The sequence below is a fragment of the Pseudomonas sp. ASL4 genome (assembly GCF_056680395.1).
The window spans coordinates 4234930-4254051 of record NZ_CM155280.1; the positions used below are offsets into that span (position 1 = coordinate 4234930).

Sequence of the window (19122 nt, forward strand, 5' to 3'; positions counted from 1 at the left end):
ACGGGGGTTAGTGAAGGGCCATGGTTGCGCAGATTTGGGCGGGGATATTGAGTCGGTGTGCTGTGTTTGGTTTTTTGCGGGATAAGGCAGTCAGCCCTGCGCGATGCTCATTCATCGCGCCGGGCTTCACATCATTGCTTCACATAGCGCCCCGGCGCCGATTCGATTGCCGGGTAACGGGTATTGCCGGTATGCAGCACCGAAGGTTGGCGCTCCCCGGCGTGACTGGCCAGCCAGACGCACCAGTCATTCCACCAGCTCCCCGGGTGCTGATCTGCATTTTTGAACCAGGTGTCCGGGTTTTTGCTGACGCGATTGTTGGTCCAGTAATGACGCTTGTGGTTGGCCGGCGGGTTGATCACCCCGGCGATATGCCCCGAGGCTCCGAGCACAAAGCGCTTGGTCCCGCCCAGCAGGTTGGTGCTGGCGTAGGCGCTGCGCCACGGCACGATGTTGTCGTCATGGGTGGCGAGGATGTACGCCGGCGCCTCGATGGCTCGCAGGTCGAGTTTGACCCCGCAGCAATTCAGTTCGCCGGATTTCAGGTCGTTTTGCAGGTAGGTGTGGCGCAAGTACCAGCAATACATCGGGCCGGGCAGGTTGGTGCTGTCGTTGTTCCAGAACAACAGGTCCAACGCGATTGGCTTCAGGCCCTTGAGGTACTTGTCGACGTTGTAGTTCCACCACAGGTCATTGGGGCGCAGCAGCGAGAAGGTGTTGCCCATGTCCTCGCCCTTGAACAGGCCGATGGGGCCGTCCTTTCCGCCAATGGTGCGCTCGCGGTAAGCCACCAGTTGTTCGTCGACGAAGATGTCGATGGGGCCGGTGTCGAGGTAATCGAGGAAAGTGGTCAGCAGGCTGACGCTGGCGATTTCTTTATCACCGCGCGCGGCCAGGACCGCCAGCGCCGTGCTTAATAACGTGCCGCCGATACAGAAACCGACGCAGTTGGGGCGTTGTTCGCCGCTGATTTCGCGGGTCACTTGCAGGCCCTTGATGATGCCGGTTTCGATCAAGTCATCCCAGGTGGTGTTGGCGTGCGCCTGGTCGAAGTTGCGCCAGGACATCAGAAACACCGGGTGCCCTTGCTGCAAGAGGTGGCGGATCATCGAGTTGTCGGGGCGCAGGTCGAGGATGTAGTACTTGTTGATCGACGGCGGCACGACGAACACTGGGCGGCGGTACTGGGTTTCGGTTTGCGGGTAGTACTGAATCAGCTGGAACAGTTCGTTCTCGAACACCACCTCGCCGGGAGTGGTGGCCAGGTCGCCCCCGACCTTGAAGGCGTTGCTGTCGCACTGGCGCATCTTGCCTTCTTTCAGGTCGCTGGCCAGGTGCAGCAACCCTGTGAGCAGGCTGGCGCCCTGGGTCTCGACTGCCCGTTGCAAGGCATCCGGATTACTCGCCAGGAAGTTGCTCGGGGCACCGGCGGCGATGGCTTGCTCCACCAGATACAGCAGGCGCTGGCGCGGTTTCTTTTCCTTGATCGGCAGCTTGTCCAGCAGCTTCAACAGGAACCCGGCGTTGAGCAGGTAAAACGCGGCGAGGGAACCGAACAGCGGTTGACTCCAGTTGCCGCTGGCAAATCGTCGGTCTTCGAAGGTAAACGGCTGGCCGGTCATCAGACGTTGGCCGAGGTCGCCCCATTGCAGTTGGTAGTCCGATTGCAGGCTGTCGAGGGTGCTGTGAGGCAGGTCGAACCAGTCGTTGTATTCATGCCCTGTAAACCATGGATTGGTGCTGACCCACAGGCGTAATTGTTGCACTGCAAAGGAGGCAATGAACGGAACCTGGCCAGACCAGTAGGTGTTGAAGGTGTGCGCGTTGTTATCCATGGAACTCCTTGCCCACAAAGATAAACCGGGCAGAAAAAAGCGCGACACCGCGGTGCGGTGCCGCGTCAGTAGCTAAGGCAAGCAGTTCGGTGTGACTAGCGCTCGATGACCAGGCTGACGCCTTGCCCGCCGCCGATGCACAACGTGGCCAGGCCTTTGTGGCCATCGCGACGGATCAGCTCAAACAACAGCGAGACCAGAATCCGCGCACCCGATGCGCCAATCGGATGACCGAGGGCAATTGCACCGCCATTGACGTTGACCTTGCTGGTGTCCCAGCCCAGTTCCTTGCCGACCGCCAGTGACTGGGCGGCGAAGGCTTCGTTGGCTTCGATCAGGTCCAGGTCGGTGAGATTCCAACCGGCCTTCTCCAGTACCAGGCGGGTCGCCGGGACCGGGCCGATACCCATGATCGATGGGTCCACGCCGGCGCTGGCGTAAGCCTTGATCCGCGCCAGAATCGGTAACCCCAACGCCTGAGCCTTGGCGGCGCTGGCCAGCAACAGCACCGCGGCGCCATCATTGAGGGTCGACGAATTGCCGGCGGTGACGCTGCCGTCTTTCTGGAACGCCGGTTTGAGTTTGCCCAGGGACTGGAGGCTGCTGTCCGGTCGTGGCTGTTCATCGGTGTCGAAGGCCAGCGGCTCACCCTTGCGCTGGGGAATCAGGATCGGGGTGATTTCACGCTTGAAGTAACCGGCCTCGATGGCCGCAGCGGCTTTCTGTTGCGAGGCGGCGGCGAAGTTATCTTGTTGCTCGCGAGTCAGGCTGTACTTCTGCGCCAGATTCTCCGCAGTAATGCCCATGTGGTAGTCGTTGAACGCATCCCACAAACCGTCCTGAATCACGCTGTCTTGCAGTTGTGCATGGCCCAGGCGCAAACCGGTTCGGGCCTTGGGCAATACGTAGGGCGCCAGGCTCATGTTTTCCTGACCGCCGGCAATCACCAGTTCGGCGTCACCACAGCGGATCGCCTGGACCGCCAGTTGCACAGCCTTGAGGCCCGAGCCGCAGACTTTGTTCAGGGTCATCGCGGGGGTGGTGAAGGGCAGGCCGGCCTTGATCGCGGTCTGGCGTGCCGGGTTTTGCCCTGAACCGGCGCTGAGCACCTGGCCGAGGATCACTTCATCGATTTGTTCACCGCTGATGCCCGTCTGTTCCAGCACGCGGCGAATCAGCGCCGCGCCCAGCTCAGTGGCCGGTATCGCGGACAAGGCACCCTGGAAGCTGCCGATGGCGGTACGAGTGGCGGCAACGATTACGACTTCGTTCATGCGTGACCTCATTAGAATTTTGTCGAGCGGGAGCAGGGCATCCATGCCCTGACAGGCCTACTGCATGTTCATGCCGCCGTTGACCGAGAAGTCGGCACCGGTGCTGTAGGCCGATTCATCAGACGCCAGCCAGGCGACGATGGAGGCGATTTCTTCCGGTTGGCCCAGGCGCCCGACCGGGGTGGCGGCGATCATGCTGTCGAGGATGTCCGGGCGAATGGCCGCGGTCATGCTGGTCTGGATGTAGCCCGGCGAAACCGTATTGACGGTCACGCCCTTGCCCGACACTTCCCGCGCCAGGGCCATGGTGAAACCGTGGATGCCGGCCTTGGCCGCGCTGTAGTTGGTTTGGCCGAACTGGCCGCGCTGACCGTTGATGGAAGAGATGTTGATCACTCGTCCCCAGCCCTTGCTCAACATGCCTTCAATCACCTGTTTGGTGGTGTTGAACAAGCCGCTGAGGTTGGTGCCGATCACGGCGTTCCAGTCTTCGGGGGTGAGTTTGCGAAACGAGGCGTCCCGGGTAATGCCGGCGTTGTTGACCAGCACGTCGACCGGGCCGAACGTCTCCCTGACCAGCTCGAAAGCCTTGCGGGTCGACTCCCAGTCGGTGATGTCGCCGTACACAAACTCGAATTCATAGCCCGCCGCCAACTGGCTCGCGGCCCACTCGTTCTTGCGGCTGGAGTTGGCGCTGCAACCCACCACAACCTTGAAACCCTCCTTGTAAAGACGCTGGCTGATCGCCGTACCAATCCCACCCATACCACCGGTTACCAATGCAATACGACCAAGCGACTTCATAGACTCCTTTCCTTTTTTCTTTTGCGTTGCAAGATAGGAGGATTGTTCGGTATTGGCGGGGGCTGCGGAAGTGTTGTGAGGTGACTGTCTGGTGTCCAACGGCGCCACGGCTGGCTAAAAACGAGGAGTACCTATACTGGGATCAACACTCACAACCGAGCGCCCCGTTATTATTTGATTCAGTGCAGATCGGTTATGGCTCCGGACAGGATGTTCGGTTCCACAGGTCATTGAGGACGCCATGTATAGAATGAGTTCAGGCTATGCCAGCGTGCTGGTCAATACGCTCTCGGCTCAAGGGCTGGATGTCGCCAGTCTGTGCCTTGAGGCTGGACTGGATATTAATCTCGCCAACCAACCCGGAGCGTTTTGCGAGCGACGTGCGATCTATCAATTGTGGGAGCTGGCCGCACAGGCCAGCGGTGATCCCGACATCGGCTTGAAGGCCTATGGCAACTTCCATCCCGGCAGTTTTCAGATTGTCGGCTACACCATGATGTCCAGTCTGAACCTGAAAAAAGCCCTTGAACGGTTGGTGCGTTTCAGCCCGTTGATCGGCACCGGATTCAGCCTGTTCTTTATGGCCGAGCAGCAGAACTACCGATTGGCCGCGCTTGATCATCAGCAGGCCGGCTCGGTCAAGCCCCGGCAATATGTCGACGCTGGCCTGGCGTCTTTGATGGGTTTTTGCCGTTGGCTGGCGGGCGGTAAATCGCCGCAACCGCTGAATGTGGAGTTCAGCTATCCCGAACCGGAAGACACCTCCGAACATCGGCGTTTGTTTGGCTGCAACCTGCAGTTTGACGCGGCCTACGACAGCATTCTGTTCGACGGCCAGGAGGTGTTGCGTCCGTTGAGCATGGCCAACGAGGCACTGGCGGTGCTGCACGAGAATTTTGCCGAAGCGCAACTGGACCTGCTGTTTGGTTTCTCGATTGTCGGCAGGATTCGGGCGTTGATTACCGAGCGGTTGAGCCAGGGCCAAGGGCAATGGGATATGGAGTCGATCGCTGGGGAGTTGAATATCAGTAAGCGCACCTTGCAACGAGCGCTGGAAAAAGACGGGACGCAATTCAAGGACGTGCAGAACGCGGTGCGCCGGCAATTGGCCGACTTCTATCTGCGCCATTCTCATTTCAACATGAAGCATGTGGCGTATCTCCTTGGTTTTCATGACCACAGCAGTTTTAACAAGGCTTGCAGCCGCTGGTTTGGGATGACGCCGGGGCAGTATCGGGCGGATGAATCCTTCGAGGTCGAAGTAGCCGCGCCGGTTTGAGTTTGGCTTTTTAAGATCAAAAGATCGTCCGAACGCGGCCCGAGCCTTCGGCAGCTCGTACAGAGGATGGTTTCTGTCTGTAGAAGCGCCGTGGCGGGGTTTATTTGGTGGTTGGTTTTTTGGCCTTTTTTCGGGGCTTGGCGGGTTGGTGCGTTGGGACTTCGACCTTGGCGACGGGCGCAGGCACTGGAGGCGCTGCTTCCACAGGGACATCCGCTTCGCCCGGCGGTTGGGTCAGGTTGAAACCGGGCAGGGGCACTTCAAGCAGGGTATGGAGTTCGCACCAGTAGGCGTACCCGGTCGCGGTATCGCTCAGCAACGCTGGCAACAGGTTGGCGACGGCGGCCAATACCTGTTGGCGCTCCTCAGTTTCGGGCAGTAACAGCGGCAAGCTGTGCAGTGCTTCTTGCGGGTGAGTCAGTACCAGCATTTTCTGGGTTTGCAGGGTTTCGCGAAGGTCCAGCGGTTCGGCACTGTGGTCTTGCAGCAACACCTGAAATTGCTCAAGCAGTTTCTCGATGTTGGCCTTGCCCGGCACGTCGTTGTCGCGCCCCAGCAGGAACAGGATGCGGATCAACGCTTCCATCAGCCCGCCAAGGGGCAGGGCGGTTTTAAGGTGTTCGAGCAGCTGTTTGTCGTGCTGCTCGGCGTGGGCCTGAAGATCGCGCGTCGGTGTGTTGCCACCAAGGCTATTGAGTGCGCCATACACGCCGTAGAAACACAGTTCCTGAGTCGCATCGCGCAGATCGCGGTAGCCGTTCAGCGCGTCCTGAATCTGGTTGGCGAACAATGCCTGCCAGGCCAGCAACGGATTGTCCGTGGCAGCGGGGCGACGATCCTTGCGCACTTGCGCGGCGCTGCCGGCCAGCCACCACAGCGCCGGGTTCAAACTGCTCCAGAGCACCTGCTGCTGATGGAAGGGATGGGTTTTGCGCATCAACTCGGCGCTTGGCTCGTTGATCAACGGGCGCAACCACGGACGAACAAAACCGTCGTAGAGGCTGTTGTTGATGCTTGAGGCACGCTCGACCAAGGCGAATTCGCGATCATCATCGCGGGGCGGCTGCACATCGCCATGGATGTCGGCAATGTGCCGGGGCTCGAAACGCACGGTGTATTGCGTGTCAGGCAGATCCTCGATCAGCATTTCATAGAGCCCGGCGGGCAGGGCGTTGATGGTTTCGACTGCGCCCAGCAACTCACGGTGCTCACGTCGGGCGACTTCGCCGGAGACGAAGATGCCGAGATGGCCGATGCTGGCGTGACGCAGGTAGACGATGGTGCGCCCGGCGTTTTGCAGGGCGAGGTCGCTGGGGTACACATCGGCGATCCAGTCCAGCGCCTGTTGCGGCGAGGTGATGTTGTCGCCAAAGGAACAAAACACCACCACCGGCACTTCGATGCGCTTGAGGTCGAGCCCGCTGCTCTTGCGGCCCAAGCCGCCGGACAGCTGATTACCGATGAACAGATCGTCGACAATCATCTCGATTTCTTCGCTGTTGAGCAGCGTCGGGCTACCCCACCAACGTTCGAAATCGAGAAACCGTGCCGCTTCCGTGTCGACTTCGCTGAACAGGTGGTAATACTTGCCCCAGTAGGTGTTGGCCGGGTCGAGGGTTTCGAAATTACTGACCAGCCAGGCGCCGTCGAACCGATCGTTGCCCAAGTCACTGCCCAGACGCGCCATCCAGCCACCGCCCAGCAAACCGCCGGTGTAGCGCATCGGATTGCGCCCGTTGACCCCGGCCCAGTACGACAACGGCGCGCCGTTGACAATGATCAGCCCCGGCAGCTCTGGCCGGGTTGCCGCCAACCCCATCAACGCCCAGCCAGCCTGGCAGTTGCCGATCACCACCGGTTTGGCACTGGCGGGATGCCGGGCGCTGACCACTTCGATGAACTGCGCCTGTGCCTCGACGATATCCGCCAGGGTTTGCCCGGGGCTTGGCGAGTGACTGAAGCTTATGAAGTAGGTGGGATGACCGGCGCGCAGGCTTTCGCCGATGACCGAATCCTGTTTGAAGCCGCCGATCCCAGAGCCATGGCCGCCGCGCGGGTCAATGATGATCACCGGTTGCTGGTTGTCGACCGATTGCTCGGGGCTGCTGAGGATGCGTAATAGCGAATAGTTGACCGGGCGCGCCAGGTTCGCGCCGTTGAGCAGGGTTTCATGGTCGAACTTGAGCAACAGCGGAAAGCCTGCGCGTTCATGGGCCAGGGTGTTGTCGCCGCGCTGGCGCAAGGTGTCCCAGAACAACAGGCTGCGTTGGCTCAGGTCAGTGAAGTATTCCTGCCAGTGCGCTGCAGTGGGTTGTTTGAGCTGACCCTGACTTAGCGGCGCGAAGGTTTTTGCCTGGCGCTGGTGCACGGCGTCGAGCACGTTGCGAGTGTTGAGCCGTTGCAGGTGATTCAGGTGCTCGAACAACCCGTCTGCCGTGGGAAGTGCTTCTTCTTGCGATGCAATAATTGCTTCCTGGCCCATGGTGATCTCCTGAGACTGTGCGGGGAGTCGTCAGCCAGACTAGCAATGGCTAGGCCGATCATCGGATTTCACGAGTCTATAGCGAATCACCGCGCAGGGAATACCGTTTATTTTGCAGTGCACAAAATATCCGTTGCCAAACGGTTTTGTGCACTGCAATATCAAGGCTATCGCGATGACTGCCCGGATTGCTGTCGCGTCCTCAGGCCTGAATGGGCCTTCCAGTACCAGGAGATTTCAGCATGTCTTTTTTCAACTCGGAAAAACTGCAAGCCACTCAGAAAGCCAACCTCGACCTGTTGCAGCAAATCAGCGGCAAAGTCTCCGCCAGCGTTGAGCAACTGAGCCAGTTGCAGTTCAAGGCACTGCGCGACTCCACCGAAGAACACTTCGAAGGTGTGCGCAAGCTGCTGGCGGTACGTGATCCACAGGGCTTCGCTGATTTGCAGGCATCGTTCACTCAACCGAGTGCGCAAACTGAGCGTCTGGCCGAATTCAATCGCCAGGTACAAGCACTGATCGTCGGCACCCAGTCGGACATCGCCAAACTGACCGAACGTCAGGTCGAGGCCGGCACTCAGCAGGTGAATGAGTTTGTTGAGTCGATCAGCAAGAATGCCCCGGCTGGCTCCGAGCCAGTGGTCGCAGCGTTCAAGTCGGGTCTGGCGAATGCCAGCACTGTGTTTGAGAGCGCACAGAAAGCCGTAAAACAGGCGTCTGATGTGGCTCAGAGCGGTTTCGACGCAGCGACTGCTGCCGCCGGCAAAGCCGCTCCAGAAGCGGGCGCTAAGGCCACCAGCGGTAACAAGTAAGTCAAATCAGGCTGGCGGCACCGATGGCGATGGGATTATTCCCCATCGCCATTTTTTTTCGGGTCGCTATCGGGGGCAGGTTTGGCGCCGAACATGCCGAACATGTTCTGGGTATTGAGGTACAACGCCTTGGACTGGTCGACATACTGGCGCATCAAGTCCTGCATCACCGGCGCCTGCTGGTGCATGAAGGTGCTCCAGGCCTCGGTCGACTGGGCGCCAGTCTGGGACTGGATGTCGATGACGGTCTGGATGCTTTTATCCAGGTAGCTGCCGAGCACGCCTTGATACGGGCCGTAGAACTGGATGATGCCCATCAGCATTTCGCTGCTGAAGATCGGCTCACCACCGCTTTCGGCTTCGAGAATCACCTGCAGCAGAATACTGCGGGTCAGGTCCTCGCCACTTTTAGCATCGACCACCTGAAACGGGACTTTATCGACCACCAATTGACGAATATCGGCCAGGGTCAAGTGGCTGCTGGTGTGGGTGTCGTACAGGCGGCGATTGGGGTATTTCTTGATCAGGCGGGGAGTGTTCCGACTGTTATCTGTCATGCGGGGCGTCTCGTGGCGAGCCTGATTTAAAGGCATCTTAACCTACTATCGCCAGTGTCGCGGGTTGGTGTCGGAGGAGGTCTGACTATCCGAGTCCCTGTAGGCGCGAGGCTTGCCCGCGAAGAGATTGTGCCGGTCAATATCAATGTTGAATGTGCCGACGTTATTTAGCGGGCCACTCCGAGTTTCTCGAAGCCTGCGATGCACGGCTCAATGCCTGCGTGTTGCTGGACGTGCGCATGCCTGGCATGGGCGGTTTGAACGTTCAGGAAGCCATGCGTGAACGCGAACTCGACTTGCCGATCATCTTCGTCAGCGGCCACGCCGATGTGCCAATCGTGGTCCGCGCATTCAAGGCCGGCGCCCATGACTTCATCGAAAAACCCTACAACGAACAGTTGCTGCTCGACAGCGTGCAACAGGCGCTGAGTAACTGCGCGGCCAATCGCTCAGGCAATCTGGGTCACGAACAATTGCAGGAACGCATGCTGACGCTGACCCCACGCGAGCGCGATGTATTGCTGCTGCTGGTGCAGGGTTACACCACCCGCGAAATCGCCGAGCAACTGGGCGTCAGTGCAAAAACCGTCGACCTGTATCGATCGCGGGTGATGAAACGCATGCAGGCCAATACCTTGCCGGATCTGGTGGGCATGGCGATTGCGGCGGGGTTGGTTGATCCGTTGAGGCTGCGGTAACCGCGATGTCTTGAAGCGTCTCCTATACTTGATCCGCGTTGACCCGTTCAACGCAGAGAGTTTCCCCCTACGAACTCACAGTAAGGAGAACGAACATGACAATCCGCATTGGCGACGAAGCGCCGGACTTTACCGTCGAAAGCACCGAGGGCACGCTGCATTTCCACGAGTGGATCGGCGACAAGTGGGCGATTCTGTTCTCGCATCCCAAGGACTTCACCCCGGTGTGCACCACTGAACTCGGCTACATGGCAAAGCTCAAGCCAGAGTTCGATAAACGCAACACCAAGGTCGTCGGGCTCAGCGTCGACCCCGTCAGCAACCACCAAACCTGGGCCAAAGACATCGAAGAAACCCAGGGGCATGCGGTCAACTATCCGATGATAGGCGACGAAAACCTGGTGGTGGCCAAGCTCTACGACATGATTCATCCGAACGCCAGCGGCGTTGCCCGGACTGCTGTAGACAACGCCACGGTGCGCTCCGTGTTCATCATCGGGCCGGACAAAAAGGTCAAGGCGATGCTGATCTACCCCATGAGCGCCGGTCGCAATTTCGATGAAGTGCTGCGTCTGCTGGATGCGCTGCAATTGAACGCCAAGCACACTGTTGCCACGCCAGTGAACTGGCGCCCGGGAGAGGATGTGATCATTCCGACTTCAGTTTCTGATGAAGACGCCCGGAAAAAATATCCGGATGGCTTCAGGACGGTTAAGCCTTATTTGCGCACGGTGGCGCAGCCAAAGTAGAGACGACTGGGCTGGGTGACCAGCCCAATGCTAAAGAGCAGTCAGCCGACCGGCTCGGCTGTACAACTCATTGCCCCTGAGCCTGGTTTCTGGAAAAGGACCTCGTTGCCGTTCTGCCAGAAGCTGTAGTTACCCTGGTTATCCTTGCCGGTGTAACGGGCTCCCGAATCGCTCGGCACCTGGCTCAGGGTGATCGAAGTGTTCGCCCATTTCAGGTACACGACACCTGGCTGCGTGTTGAAGAAGGTGGCGGCAATCAGCGGGTTAAACCCAGTACAACGAAAAGCCAGGGGGCCTTCGGTGAGTCTGTCTGGGTCCTTGGTCCTGACAATGGCCGAGCCTTGGCGTAGCTGGTGGGCGCGCTCGGCATAACTTCGGATCGCGCACGCTTTGGGCTCAGGCCCGGAGCCACACTGATTGCGGGATTCGATCCAGAACTGCTGGTCGATCGTGACTTTGTCTGGAGGCGGTACTGAGCGTTCATCCGTGAGCGCCAGGTGATAAAGACGCGTCAGCTCGATATCCATTTGCGTCAGTTGCGGATCGCGACAGATCAGCTTTTCGATGGATGCACGTGCGCTGGCACAGTCGAAACTGGTCTTGAGGGGTGGCGGAGGCGACGCAGCATTTGCACAGAGGCTTATCGCCGTGCACAGGCTGGTAGCGAGTAGACCGGTGAAAAGGGCCGTGACCGTTTTCATATTGGCTTCACCCAGATCATTTACTGAGTGGGACTATATCCTCAAGCGGGAGAAGTTCCACCCAGACATATGATTTAACTACCGGGCGACGTCAGATGCTCATAAACGCCTGGCGGCACCTTGGGAGAGCTTCTGTACTGTGAAGGACGCAAAGCCGATGCATCCGACGCCGCCAGCTGACGTCAGTGCAATGCATTAGCGGTGACGTTCCGAAACTGGCATATCCTGACGTCACAGTGTGACTAATGTGTCTATGCCGATTGCCACCGCAGCACTGACGTTTGCCCTATGACGGGTATGGTATGCCTGAAGGATTTGTCTTGTTTTTTGCGGCAAAGACAGAGCGATCTCGGCGAGCGCTACTTCATTATCGCAATCATCTCGAGGCCTGCTATTGCATTGGCGGTGAGGGCAAAATCGAAGACATGGACGGCACCATCCCTGCAATTCGTCCGGGAGATATGTATGTACTGGACAAACATGATCGTCACTATCTGCACGGCGGCAAGTTCACGGATCTGATCCTGGTCAGCGTTTTCAATCCTCCTCTTCGACGGGGCCAGTCGTTTCTAATCTACGAGTAGCGAGACGACAGGGCTTTTATCAGACTCTGTCGAGTGATTGTGTGGAGTTGAGATATGAAATTGTTCCGGCCGCTACTGCAGCGGCCCGTAGCCTTGCTGTGGGGAGGATTGGCGCTGTCCTCAATTGGTGACGAGCTCTTTGCGATTGCCATCGCCTGGATGGCGGTGCAAATCGCTGGCACCGATGCGAGCTGGCTCAGTGCTTTACGCGGTGCTGCCGCGTTGGCAGGCGCGTTGCTGGGTGGAATATGGGCGGAGCGGTGGGATCATCGTCGCACGATGATCGGTGCCGATTTGGTGCGGGCCGGTCTTGCCTTGATTCCGGTGATCGCTTGGGGGCTTGGCATCATGAGTCTGTGGATGCTGGCGGTGCCGCTCATGCTTATGATGATCGTCAACTCGCTCTTCGAGCCGGCGCTGCGTGCCAGTCTGCCGCGCATTGTCGCGACGCCGGACCAGTTGCAATCGGTCAACGCGCTGTTCGATGCCATCATCCGGGTTGCCCGAGTGATTGGACCGATGCTGGCTGCGGCTATTACGTTGCTGATTCCGATCGAACATCTTTTTACCCTCAACAGCGTCACGTTTCTGATCTCCGCGTGGGCAGTCATGAAGCTGGGTAAAGCGTTGCCGCGACAACCTGTCAAGGCGACAAGTCGACGTGCCGGCTTTACTGCCGGTTGGCGAAGCCTTGTGAGGCGCAGGCAAATGCAGGCGGTGTATGTGTGTGCGGGACTGGGCAATGTTGCCTGGAGCGTCGGGATTTCGATCGGCATGGCGCTGGCTGTCGTCAAATACGACATCCAGGGTTTTGGTGTCCAGGATTTTGCTGCCTACGGCTTGATCATGGGCGCCTATGGAGCAGGAAACCTGATCTCCATTTTTGTCGTGGGCAATCTACAAATCCGCAGTTTGTATCACGGGTTTACCTTTGGTTCCGTGGTCAACGGCCTGGGTATCGCGACCATCGGTGCCGCCGTAATGTATCTGCCTCCAGAGCATGTTCTGGCGGGGATGATGATCGGCGCAGGTCTTGCTGCACTCGGTGGGCCGCTGATCGATATCTCATTCATTCTGCTCATTCAAACCAAGTTCAAGCAAAGCGAGATCGCCGGGTTGGCCAGGCTGCGCTTTGCGGCGTTGGGTGCGTCGATTCTGATAGCCGGTGCCTGCGGTGCTGCGCTGTATGCCCACTTTGAAACCGGCCTGGTTATTGTCGGCGCCGGGGTTTTTGAAGTGATCGTCGGGGCAATTGTGCTGTTCGTCCCCGCGGATGACGAAGCCGTACAGGCGAACAAGGAAGAAGGCAGTGTGTCGTCGTCATCCTTGGCGGATGGTAGCGAGGTGGCCAGATGAAAGAGTTTCATGACTATGTAAAAGACCACGCCGAGCGAACGCCGGACAACATGGCACTGACCATCAGTGGTCGAGAGATCACTTACAGAGCGTTGGACGAATATGAATAGGTCTCAAACGGGTGCAGCCGGCGCTGAATGGGTGCGGTTACTGGCTCTTATTCGGTGCGTTTCGATTTCGGTTCTCCGCCCTTGCAAACTGGCATGTCCGAAATATCGTTCCTTTAAATATCCCTGTATTGGTTCGATGAACATCAAAAAATCAATCTATGCACTTTTTTGAATCGCTCCAGTGTTGTGCAGCGAATGCAGTTGCATCTTGCTGATGAAACGATTCATCTTATTTTTGAGTATTTATGTCGCCATTAATAAAGAAAACCACCCAAGGGTGATTGCTTTTATATAAATGACGTTATTTCTGCCGGTCCTCCGTGTTCCCGGCACCTCCATTGCAACGCCCCTTCTGGCAGTTTCTTCACTGTCATCAGTAAAGAGAAAGCAGGCCAATCCAAAGCCTTGTTCAAGCGCTTCGACGCTGAGTCGGGCATCCCTGAAACGCACCGTAATAAATTTAGAAGTTATGGAGATCCATCCATGTCGATGAAAGCAGAAGGACGGCTGTCGGTTGAACACTCACAACAGGGTGATAAGAATGCATGGTTAGCCTCACATGAGGCGGGGTATCACCAGAATTTAAGCAAGCGCCATGTACAAATGATTGCGTTAGGAGGCGCGATCGGTACGGGGCTTTTCCTCGGGGCTGGTGCGCGATTACAAATAGCCGGGCCTTCGTTGGCCATCGTTTATCTGGTGTGCGGTTTATTTGCGTTTCTCATTTTGCGCGCGCTGGGGGAGTTGGTGATGCATCGGCCTACCAGCGGCAGCTTCGTGTCCTATTCACGAGAGTTCATGGGAGAAAAGGCTTCCTACGTCGCTGGCTGGATGTACTTCCTGAATTGGGCCATGGCCGGGATTGTTGATATCACCGCTGTGGCGCTCTACATGCAATATTGGGATGCGTTCGCTTCTGTACCGCAATGGGTCTCAGCCCTGGTGGCGCTGGCTATCGTCACCGTGATGAACCTGATTGGCGTTAAGTGGTTCGGTGAAATGGAGTTTTGGTTTGCCTTGATCAAGGTCGCCGCTCTGACGCTGTTCCTGGTGGTCGGTTCGATCATTCTAGGTGGCGGAATTGCTGTGGGCGGTCATCCTACGGGGCTGCACCTGATTACCGAAAACGGGGGCTTCTTTCCCCATGGAATGCTGGCGGCCCTGGTGTTGGTGCAAGGCGTGGTATTCGCGTACGCCGGTATCGAATTGATCGGCGTTGCCGCGGGAGAATGTCAGGACGCCAAAGCTGTACTGCCCAAAGCCATCAACAGCGTTATCTGGCGGATTGCAATTTTCTATGTGGGCGCAGTGATTTTGCTGGTGTGCCTGTTGCCTTGGACTGCCTATAAAGCAGGTGAAAGTCCGTTCGTTACCTTCTTTGCGGCCCTCGGTATCCCATGGATCGGTTCGGTGATGAACGTGGTTGTATTGACCGCAGCCCTGTCCAGCCTCAATTCGGGGCTGTACTCGACTGGACGCGTGCTGCGGGCATTGGCAATGGGTGGTTCGGCGCCAACCTTCATGTCGCGCATGAGTGCGCAATCGGTGCCTTACGCGGGGATTCTGGTGACTGTTGCCATTTACATAGTCGGGGTTGTACTGAACTACCTGGTGCCGTCTCGGGTGTTCGAAATTGTGCTGAACATCTCCTCGCTGGGTGTGATCAGTACTTGGGGATTCATTGTTGTCTGTCAGATGAAGTTCCGTCATGCCGTAGCACGTGGAGAGGCGCAGGCGGTGTCGTACAGGATGCCGGGAGCTCCGGTCACTTCGTGGTTGACTTTGCTGTTCTTGGCGGGCGTGCTGGGGATGATGGCCTTTGATTATCCAAACGGAACAATGACTGTGGCTGCGTTACCCGTTGTAGCGCTCTTGTTGGTGGCCGGCTGGCTCCTGTTGCGTCGTCCCAAGGCTGTAATGATGACCCCGACGATGCCGTCGGTGACCCTGACCCGGAAATTCCTCGAGTAAACCGTAGTTAGTCATTCCGTTACACGGACGGCAAGACCTCAGAACCCAAGCCGTCCTTTCTTCGCATTCTCTTTGCATCACTACTTGGCATTTTCGTTCTGGCCGCCGGTTCGTGGTGCATTTTTACGAACATTAATAGTGCGTCGATATTAATCGGCATGCCGCGCTGAACGCGTTGTATTACAAGGGCAATAAAAACGGTGAGTAAATTTTTCACGTTTAGAGGGCATAAAACTGACTGGAGTTGCCAATTGCACCATTTTCGCTCGCTCCAGAGTTGTGCAAGTTAAAAGAGGAAGAATCGTTTCAGTGGCTTGGCCTACTTTTGTCTCAATAATGAAATAAAACGTCGCGCGAGTATCTTTTGTGGGGGATTTTCCGCTTTTTATCATTCCTTACGGTACTTGGGCACAGCCCTTGCAAAAGTACATTCAAACCACCGGAAGTGCGGTTTAAACGAAAAAAAGATAATGGAGATCGTTATAAATTGGGCGTCAGAAATCAAACAAAATAGCCAATTATCTGGCGTGGGAATGCGTCAAGAGGTTGCCGGAATCATGAGGAATGTATTTCCGCATGAAACAGGAAGTTAACGACGCACACTGAGGTGCTTAACAGAAACAGTACTCACTAAAATAACGTAAGGCCTCATCTTATTTGAAATAGCGAAGTTATAAGAAAATGCCGTATGTATCGCGGCAAGGAGTAGGGTATGTCCCGAGCTTTTTTTAACGAAATGTATGATGCGAGTGGTGGCTGCCGCCCACATTACCAGGAGTTCGCGCGTTGGTTGGCGGACACGCCTCTGGAGTTGCTGGATCAACGTCGTCGCGAAGCCGACCTGTTGTTCCACCGAGCCGGCATCACCTTCACTTTATACGGGGACGAGCAGGGCACCGAACGGTTGATTCCGTTCGACATCATTCCGCGCAGTATCAAGGCCAGCGAATGGCAAATGGTCGAGCGTGGCTGCATTCAGCGGGTCCAGGCCTTGAACATGTTCCTGGCCGACATCTACCACGGCCAACGCATTCTCAAGGAAGGCATCATCCCGGCCGAACAGGTCCTGGCGAACGAGGGTTATCAGGTCGCCATGCAGGGCCTGAATCTGCACCGCGGCATCTATGCCCATATCGCCGGGGTCGATCTGGTCCGAGACGGCGATGGCAGTTACTACGTACTGGAAGACAATCTGCGTACCCCCAGCGGCGTCAGCTACATGCTCGAAGACCGCAAGATGATGATGCGTCTGTTCCCTGAACTCTTCGCCGCCCAGCGCGTGGCGCCCATCGATCATTACCCGAACCTGCTGCTGGACACCCTCAAGAGTTCCAGCCCGCTGGACAACCCCACGGCCGTGGTGCTGACCCCCGGGCGCTTCAACAGTGCTTACTTTGAACATGCATTCCTGGCCCGTGAAATGGGTGTGGAATTGGTCGAAGGCGCCGATCTGTTTGTCCGTGACGATCATGTCTATATGCGCACCACCTCCGGCCCGAAACAGGTAGATGTGATCTATCGCCGTCTCGACGATGCGTTCCTCGATCCGTTGTCCTTCAATCCGGACTCCATGCTCGGGGTGCCCGGGCTGGTGGCGGCGTACCGCTCGGGCAATGTGGTCCTGGCGAACGCCGTGGGCACCGGGGTCGCGGACGACAAGTCGATTTACCCGTACGTCACTGACATGATCCGCTTCTACCTCGACGAAGAACCGATCCTCAAGAACGTGCCGACCTGGCAATGTCGCAAACCGGAAGAGCTGTCCCATGTGCTGGCCCATCTTCCCGAGCTGGTGGTCAAGGAAACCCAGGGCTCCGGTGGCTACGGCATGCTGGTCGGCCCGGCAGCCACGGCGGCGGAAATCGAGGACTTCCGCGCGCGGCTCAAGGCACGCCCCGAAGCCTATATCGCCCAGCCGACGCTATGCCTATCTACGTGCCCGACCTTTGTCGAAAACGGCATCGCCCCACGCCACATTGATCTGCGCCCGTTTGTATTGTCGGGCAGCGAAACCCGTCTGGTGCCCGGCGGCCTGACCCGCGTGGCATTGCGCGAAGGCTCGCTGGTGGTGAACTCGTCCCAGGGCGGTGGCACCAAAGACACTTGGGTAGTGGAGGACTAAGACATGCTTTCAAGAACCGCTTCGGACCTCTACTGGATGTCCCGTTACCTGGAGCGCGCCGAAAACCTGGCGCGCATGCTCGAAGTCAGTTACTCGCTGTCGCTGATGCCCCAGGCCGGGCGCACCGATGGCCGCGCCGAGCTGGCGATGTCGCTGCTGGCCGCTGGCACGCTGGATGATTACAACGAACGTTTTGGCGAGCTCAACACCGAGCGCATGCTGCACTTCTTTGCGCTGGACGAAACCAACCCCGGGAGCATCTATTGCTGTTTGCAGGCCGCTCGGGCCAATGCTCACGCCGTACGCGGGCGCATCACCGCCGACATGTGGGAGAACATCAACGCCACGTGGCTGGAGATGCGCAACATCGCCAGCAACGGCTTGGCGCGTTATGGCATCAGCCATTTCTGCGAGTGGGTCAAGGAGCGTTCGCACCTGTTCCGCGGCGCGACGTCGGGCACGATCATGCGCAACGATGCCTACTGCTTCATTCGCTTGGGGACGTTCCTTGAGCGCGCCGATAACACCCTGCGTCTGCTGGATGCACGCTACGAAATGTTCGGCGAAGAGTCGGAGGAGGTCAGTGACAACTCCGCGCGCGGCTACTACCAGTGGAGCGCGTTGTTGCGGGCCTTGTCGTCCTTTGAGGCATTCAACGAGATCTACCGCAACGCACCGGGCGCCGAGCAGGTGTCCGAGATGTTGCTGTTGCGCGGCGATGTGCCGCGCTCATTGCACGCCTGCATCGAGGAACTGGACCATATCCTCGCCAGCCTGCCGGGTAGTAATGGGCGAGCGGCTCAGCGCTTGGCTGCCGAATTGAATGCTCGGCTGCGCTACACCGGTATCGACGAGATTCTCGGCTTCGGTCTGCACCTGTGGCTGACCGATTTCATCTCCCAGGTTCGCCATCTCGGTCAGACCGTCCACGAATCCTATCTGGAGGTCGTATGAAACTGTCCATACGCCACGACACCACCTACAGCTATGCCGATGAAGTCTGCACCAGCATCCAGTTCCTGCGCCTGACGCCGCAGAACAGCGAACGCCAGCACATCCTGGAATGGCACCTGGAATTGCCGCGCATAGTCCGTAGCCAGTTCGACCCTTACGGCAACATCCTGCATGTATTGACGATGGACGAGCCCCACGGTGCTCTGGTGCTGACGGCTTATGGTCAGGTGGAAATCGACCCGGACCGTGAGCAGGAGCGCGACAGCCAATCTCCTTTTCCGTTTTTGCGCACCAGTCATCTGACAAAAACGGACGACGCCTTGAATGCCTTCGCCGTGCAGCACTGCGGTATGCGACGGGATCGGACGGCGCTGATTGACCTGATGAATGGCCTGGCCGACCACATGGTCTACAACCCGGGTGCGACCACCGTGGACACCACAGCAGCCGAGGCTTTTGCGGGGGGAGCCGGGGTCTGTCAGGACCACACCCACGCCTTCCTGGCCTGCGCCCGCAGCCTGGGAATTCCCGCACGTTACGTCTCCGGTTACCTGTGCACCGAAGATGAAAACCACCTCGCCAGTCACGCCTGGGCCGAAGCTTGGCTCGACGACGGTTGGTACAGCTTCGATGTGACCAACCGCTTGGCCCGTCCAGAGCGTCATCTGAAACTGGCGGTTGGCCTGGACTATCTCGACGCCTGCCCTGTACGCGGCATGCGGCGTGGTGGCGGGGCCGAGTCGATGCTGGCGCGGGTTCAGGTCAACTCGATGTTCCAGGTCCAGCACCAGTAGCCCCGGTTCACAACTGCAACCGTTACCGGCCGTACCGTTA

The 19122-nt window shown here is 57.9% G+C and carries 15 protein-coding genes and 1 pseudogene; 10 read left to right on the top strand and 6 right to left on the bottom strand.

Going from position 1 to position 19122, the window contains the following annotated elements:
• Window positions 1–131: 131 nt before the first annotated feature.
• The 3 genes from phaC to phbB form a co-directional block, all read right to left on the bottom strand.
• On the bottom strand, window positions 132–1835 hold the full coding sequence (gene phaC, locus AC1MEW_RS19000; protein WP_480423167.1) for a class I poly(R)-hydroxyalkanoic acid synthase: 1704 nt from the start codon (window positions 1833–1835) through the stop codon (window positions 132–134).
• Between the two features lie 95 nt (window positions 1836–1930).
• Window positions 1931–3109 (bottom strand): acetyl-CoA C-acetyltransferase, encoded by a 1179-nt coding sequence (locus AC1MEW_RS19005; RefSeq protein WP_201255157.1) that lies wholly within the window; start codon window positions 3107–3109, stop codon window positions 1931–1933.
• A gap of 57 nt (window positions 3110–3166) precedes the next feature.
• On the bottom strand, window positions 3167–3913 hold the full coding sequence (phbB, locus tag AC1MEW_RS19010; protein ID WP_201255156.1) for an acetoacetyl-CoA reductase: 747 nt from the start codon (window positions 3911–3913) through the stop codon (window positions 3167–3169).
• 241 nt (window positions 3914–4154) lie between these two features.
• Between phbB and AC1MEW_RS19015 the strand changes: the two genes are divergently transcribed.
• A complete protein-coding gene (locus AC1MEW_RS19015) occupies window positions 4155–5192 on the top strand; it encodes an AraC family transcriptional regulator ligand-binding domain-containing protein (RefSeq protein WP_201255155.1) in 1038 nt (345 codons plus the stop codon).
• Window positions 5193–5292: 100 nt separating this feature from the next.
• Here AC1MEW_RS19015 and AC1MEW_RS19020 read toward each other — a convergent pair whose 3' ends face one another.
• The gene (locus AC1MEW_RS19020; RefSeq protein WP_480423169.1) at window positions 5293–7674 is read right to left on the bottom strand and encodes a DUF3141 domain-containing protein; all 2382 of its coding nucleotides are present in this window, start codon (window positions 7672–7674) and stop codon (window positions 5293–5295) included.
• Window positions 7675–7916: 242 nt separating this feature from the next.
• Here AC1MEW_RS19020 and phaP point away from each other — a divergent pair, with 242 nt between their 5' ends.
• Entirely contained in the window at window positions 7917–8486 is a 570-nt protein-coding gene (gene phaP, locus AC1MEW_RS19025) for a TIGR01841 family phasin (RefSeq protein ID WP_480423170.1), read from the top strand.
• Window positions 8487–8521: 35 nt separating this feature from the next.
• Here phaP and phaR read toward each other — a convergent pair whose 3' ends face one another.
• Window positions 8522–9043 (bottom strand): polyhydroxyalkanoate synthesis repressor PhaR, encoded by a 522-nt coding sequence (gene phaR, locus AC1MEW_RS19030; RefSeq protein ID WP_201255152.1) that lies wholly within the window; start codon window positions 9041–9043, stop codon window positions 8522–8524.
• A 182-nt stretch (window positions 9044–9225) separates the two neighbouring features.
• On the opposite strand from phaR, the pseudogene AC1MEW_RS19035 reads away from it, so the two are divergent.
• Together AC1MEW_RS19035 and AC1MEW_RS19040 are read left to right on the top strand one after the other, a co-directional pair.
• Window positions 9226–9741, top strand: a pseudogene (locus AC1MEW_RS19035) (response regulator transcription factor); the annotation flags it as partial.
• A 95-nt stretch (window positions 9742–9836) separates the two neighbouring features.
• Window positions 9837–10490, top strand: coding sequence for a peroxiredoxin (locus AC1MEW_RS19040; protein WP_480423171.1), 654 nt, complete (start codon window positions 9837–9839; stop codon window positions 10488–10490).
• A gap of 41 nt (window positions 10491–10531) precedes the next feature.
• Here the strand turns inward: AC1MEW_RS19040 and AC1MEW_RS19045 are convergent, their stop codons facing one another.
• Window positions 10532–11191 (bottom strand): MliC family protein, encoded by a 660-nt coding sequence (locus tag AC1MEW_RS19045; protein ID WP_201255150.1) that lies wholly within the window; start codon window positions 11189–11191, stop codon window positions 10532–10534.
• A gap of 302 nt (window positions 11192–11493) precedes the next feature.
• Here AC1MEW_RS19045 and AC1MEW_RS19050 point away from each other — a divergent pair, with 302 nt between their 5' ends.
• From AC1MEW_RS19050 to AC1MEW_RS19075, 6 genes are all read left to right on the top strand, one after another.
• A complete protein-coding gene (locus tag AC1MEW_RS19050) occupies window positions 11494–11775 on the top strand; it encodes an ectoine synthase (protein ID WP_480423173.1) in 282 nt (93 codons plus the stop codon).
• A 54-nt stretch (window positions 11776–11829) separates the two neighbouring features.
• Window positions 11830–13131, top strand: coding sequence for an MFS transporter (locus AC1MEW_RS19055; RefSeq protein WP_480423174.1), 1302 nt, complete (start codon window positions 11830–11832; stop codon window positions 13129–13131).
• A 593-nt stretch (window positions 13132–13724) separates the two neighbouring features.
• Window positions 13725–15212, top strand: coding sequence for an L-asparagine permease (gene ansP / locus AC1MEW_RS19060; RefSeq protein ID WP_322268618.1), 1488 nt, complete (start codon window positions 13725–13727; stop codon window positions 15210–15212).
• 712 nt (window positions 15213–15924) lie between these two features.
• Complete coding sequence (locus AC1MEW_RS19065) at window positions 15925–17334, top strand: circularly permuted type 2 ATP-grasp protein (RefSeq protein WP_201255146.1); 1410 nt, start codon at window positions 15925–15927, stop codon at window positions 17332–17334.
• Window positions 17335–17337: 3 nt separating this feature from the next.
• Window positions 17338–18288 carry an alpha-E domain-containing protein gene (locus tag AC1MEW_RS19070; protein ID WP_322268615.1) on the top strand — a complete coding sequence of 317 codons (951 nt, stop codon included), beginning with the start codon at window positions 17338–17340 and terminating at the stop codon, window positions 18286–18288.
• The gene (locus tag AC1MEW_RS19075; RefSeq protein ID WP_201255144.1) at window positions 18285–19082 is read left to right on the top strand and encodes a transglutaminase family protein; all 798 of its coding nucleotides are present in this window, start codon (window positions 18285–18287) and stop codon (window positions 19080–19082) included. The genes AC1MEW_RS19070 and AC1MEW_RS19075 overlap by 4 nt, the downstream gene beginning before the upstream one ends.
• Window positions 19083–19122: the final 40 nt, after the last annotated feature.